The 3,816-nt window shown below is 69.3% G+C and carries 3 protein-coding genes; all 3 read left to right on the top strand.

The genetic code is table 11. The features are described from left to right. Positions 1-221 (top strand): hypothetical protein (locus tag P409_RS40995; RefSeq protein WP_238578799.1); only part of this gene is annotated, 221 nt, incomplete at its 5' end. Next, complete coding sequence (locus tag P409_RS28980; protein WP_034846597.1) at positions 218-1,966, top strand: peptidoglycan D,D-transpeptidase FtsI family protein; 1,749 nt, start codon at positions 218-220, stop codon at positions 1,964-1,966. The genes P409_RS40995 and P409_RS28980, both read left to right, overlap by 4 nt. 3 nt (positions 1,967-1,969) lie before the next feature. Next, entirely contained in the window at positions 1,970-3,724 is a 1,755-nt protein-coding gene (locus P409_RS28975) for a peptidoglycan D,D-transpeptidase FtsI family protein (RefSeq protein ID WP_052121529.1), read from the top strand. The last annotated feature ends 92 nt before the right edge of the window (positions 3,725-3,816 follow it).

Below are 3,816 nucleotides of genomic sequence, written 5' to 3'. Positions count from 1 at the left end.
CGGCAGCGGCCCCGGCCGTCCCGCCCGTCGCGGCCCCGCCTGTTGCCCGCGTTGTCGTGGCCGATGTCCCGATCCGGCCGGTGGTGGCGCCGCGCCGACCCGCCACGCCCGCGCCGCTGGAGGCCGTGGCCCAGGCCTTGACCCCGACCCGGGCCGCCGCCTCGGACGATCCGATCGGCGCACTGCTCTCCGGACTCGAGGGGCCTCGGGGAATTCGATGACGGCTGACGCGCTGGACGGCCTCCCGAAGAATGCACCGCGGCAGACGGAGCCGGCCTCTCGGCCGGCTCAGCGGCTTTCCGCGGCCATCGAGACGGGCCGCCAGCGCATCGTCATCAGCGCCCTGGTGTTCAGCCTCACCTTCGGCGCCATCGGCCTCAAGCTGGTCGATCTGATGGCCTTCGGCAGCGATGCCGACACCGCCCTCGCCACCCATGCCCTGCCCGCCGTCGCGCCGACCGAGGACCGGGCCGACCTGCGCGACCGCAACGGCCTGATCGTCGCCACCACGCTGCCCTCGGTGTCGCTCTACGCCGACCCGAAGATGGTGCTGGACCCGATCGAGGCCTCGCTGCGCCTGGCCAAGGTGCTGCCCGATCTCGACCAGGCCAAGGTGCTCGCCGACCTGTCGTCGGACCGCCGCTTCGTCTGGCTGAAGCGCGGGCTGACCCCGACCCAGCAATACGAGGTCAACCGCCTCGGCATCCCCGGCCTGGCCTTCCAGAACGAGGAGCGCCGCTACTATCCGGCCGGCAACCTGACCTCGCATGTGGTCGGCTTCACCAACATCGACGCCCAGGGCATCGCCGGACTGGAGAAGAGCCTGGACGACCGGCTGCAGGACGGCCAGTCGGTGGCGCTGTCGATCGACCTGCGGCTGCAGGAGATGGTGCGCGACGAGTTGAAGGCCTCGATCGACACATTCCACGCCCAGGGCGGCAACGCCCTGATCATGGACGTGAACACCGGCGAGGTCCTGGCGATGGTCTCGCTGCCGGACTTCAATCCGTACGAGCCCGGCGGCCCGTCCGAGGAGTCGATGTTCAACCGGAACACGCTCGGCGTGTACGAGCCGGGGTCGACGTTCAAGATCTTCAACACGGCGATGGCGCTGGAAAGCGGCACCTCGACGCTGACCAGCCTCTATGACGAAAGCCCGATCCATGTCGGGCGCTTCACCATCCACAATTTCCGCGGCGACCCCCAGTCGGGGATGCTCAGCGTCTACGAGATCTTCCGCCTGTCGCTCAACACCGGCTCCGTCCATATGGAGGAGGCGGCGGGCGTCGACCGGCAGAAGGAGTTCCTGACCCGGTTCGGCCTGACCAAGCCTGCGCCGATCGATCTTCCCGAGGTCGGCGCGCCGATGGTGCCGCATCCGTGGAGCAAGGTCAGCGGCATGACCATCGCCTATGGCCACGGCATGGCGGTGTCGCCGCTGTCGCTGGTCACCGCGGTCAGCGCCATCGTCAATGGCGGCATCCTGCACCCGCCGACGCTGTTCAAGCGCGACCCGTCCCAGCCGGTGCCGGGCAAGCGGGTGATCTCGGCCGAGCTGTCGCGCACGATGCGGATGCTGATGCGCGCCGTCGTCACCGGCGGCACGGCGACCAAGGCCGAGGTGCCGGGCTATTTCGTCGGCGGCAAGACCGGCACGGCCGACAAGGCGGCGCGCGGCGGCTACAACCGCCGGGCCCGGGTGACCGATTTCGTCGGCGTGTTCCCGATCTACGATCCGAAATACATCGTCATGACGATGCTGGACGACCCGCAGCCGATCAAGGGCACCTACGGCTTCGCCAGCGCCGGCTGGAATTCGGCGCCGCTCGGCGGGCGGATCATCGCCCGGATGGGCCCGATGCTCGGAGTCAAACCGGCCGACCCGAAGGACCCGGCGATCCTGCAGATGCTGTCACCGCCGGCGAATGCGGTGGTGGCCAATCTCTCCGGCGGCAACGAGGACTGACCGATGGCCGTCCTCTCCGACCTCCCCTCGATGCAGCCCGGCCCACGGTCCGTCCGGGCCGATGTCGCGCATCCCGGCCGCACCCTGGCCGCGGCGATCGAGACCGGCCGGCAGCGCGTCGTCGTCACCGCGCTGGTTTTCGGCCTGGCTTTTGCCGGGATCGGCACCGGGCTGGTCCGGATGATGGCGTTCGGCGACACCGGCGAGGGCGCGGCGGTCGCCATGGCCGGCGAGACCACCACCGACCGGGCCGATCTGCGCGACCGCAACGGGCTGATCCTGGCCACCACGCTGCCTTCGATGTCGCTCTACGCCGACCCGAAGCTGGTGATCGACCCGATCGAGGCCTCGTTGAAGCTCAGCAAGCTGCTGCCGGAGCTGAATGCCGAGAAGCTGCTGGCCGACCTGTCGTCAGAGCGGCGCTTCGTCTGGCTGAAGCGCGGCCTGACCCCGGCGCAGCAATACGAGATCAACCGCCTCGGCATCCCCGGCCTGGCCTTCCAGAGCGAGGAGCGCCGCTACTACCCGGCCGGGGCGCTGACCTCGCATGTCGTCGGCTTCACCAACATCGACGCACAGGGCATCGCCGGGCTGGAGAAGAGCCTGGACAGCCGGCTGCGGGCCGGCGAGTCGGTGGCGCTGTCGATCGACCTGCGGCTGCAGGAGATGGTGCGGAACGAGCTGCAGGCCGCGATCACCAAGTTCAAGGCGACCGCCGGCAACGTCATCATCATGGACGTCAAGACCGGCGAGATCCTGTCCATGATCTCGCTGCCGGATTTCAACCCCTATGAGCCGACCGCCGCGTCGGAGGACGCCCTGTTCAACCGGAACACGCTCGGCGTGTACGAGATGGGCTCCACCTTCAAGATCTTTAACACCGCGCTGGCGCTGGAAAGCGGCACGTCGACCCTGGAAACCACCTACGAGCAGAGCCCGATCCGGGTCGGCCGCTTCACCATCCGCAATTTCCGGGCCGAGCCGCAATCCGGGCGGTGGAGCGTCTACGAGATCTTCCGCCAGTCGATGAACACCGGCTCGGTGCACATGTTCGAGGCGGCGGGGCTGCAGCGGCAGAAGGAGTTTCTGGCCCGGCTCGGCTTGACCAAGCCTTCGCCGCTCGAGCTGCCGGAGGTCGGATCGCCGATGGTGCCCCAGCCCTGGACCCAGGTCAGCGGCATGACCATCGCCTATGGCCATGGCATGGCGGTCACCCCGATCCAGCTTGTCAGCGCCGTCGCCGCCGTGGTCAATGGCGGCACCCTCCACCCGCCGACGCTGATCAAGCACGACCCGTCCCGGCCGGTGCCGGAAACCCGGGTGATGTCGCCCGAGCTGTCGCGGATCATGCGTGCGCTGATGCGCGTCGTGGTGGTCAGCGGCACCGCCACCAAGGCGGATGTCCCCGGCTACTTCGTCGGCGCCAAGACCGGCTCGGCCAACAAGGCGGTGCGCGGCGGCTACAACCGCAAGGCCGGCGTGACCGATTTCGTCGGCATCTTCCCGGCCTATGATCCGAAATACATCGTCATGACCATGCTGGAGGATGCCCAGGCGGTCGAAGGCACCTACGGCTATAACACCGCCGGCTGGAACGCGGCGCCGCTCGGCGGCCGCATCATCGCCCGCATGGGGCCGATGATGGGGGTCGAGCCGAAGGATCCGAACGACCCGGCGATCCTGGAGGCGCTCGCGGTGGCGCCGGGTGGCCGCGGCGCTCCGCAGGTCGCGGCCGCGCCGGAGGAGGAAGAGGGATGAGCGGCGGCGTGACGACATTGCCCGCCGGGCTGAAGGGGCTGACCGCGGATTCCCGCGCCGTCCGGCCCGGCTTCCTGTTCGCCGCCCTGCCG

It is taken from the genome of Inquilinus limosus MP06 (assembly GCF_000767795.1).
In the GTDB taxonomy this organism is placed as follows: Bacteria; Pseudomonadota; Alphaproteobacteria; order DSM-16000; family Inquilinaceae; genus Inquilinus; species Inquilinus limosus_E.
Note: the sequence above shows the minus strand (reverse complement) of the source record. Positions and strands in the feature narration are given on the sequence as shown.

What these genes read in the sequence shown, in the direction of transcription:
- P409_RS28980 (WP_034846597.1), top strand. Translation starts at nt 218, where the DNA reads ATGACGGCTGACGCGCTGGACGGCCTCCCGAAGAATGCACCGCGGCAG.
- P409_RS28975 (WP_052121529.1), top strand. Translation starts at nt 1,970, where the DNA reads ATGGCCGTCCTCTCCGACCTCCCCTCGATGCAGCCCGGCCCACGGTCC.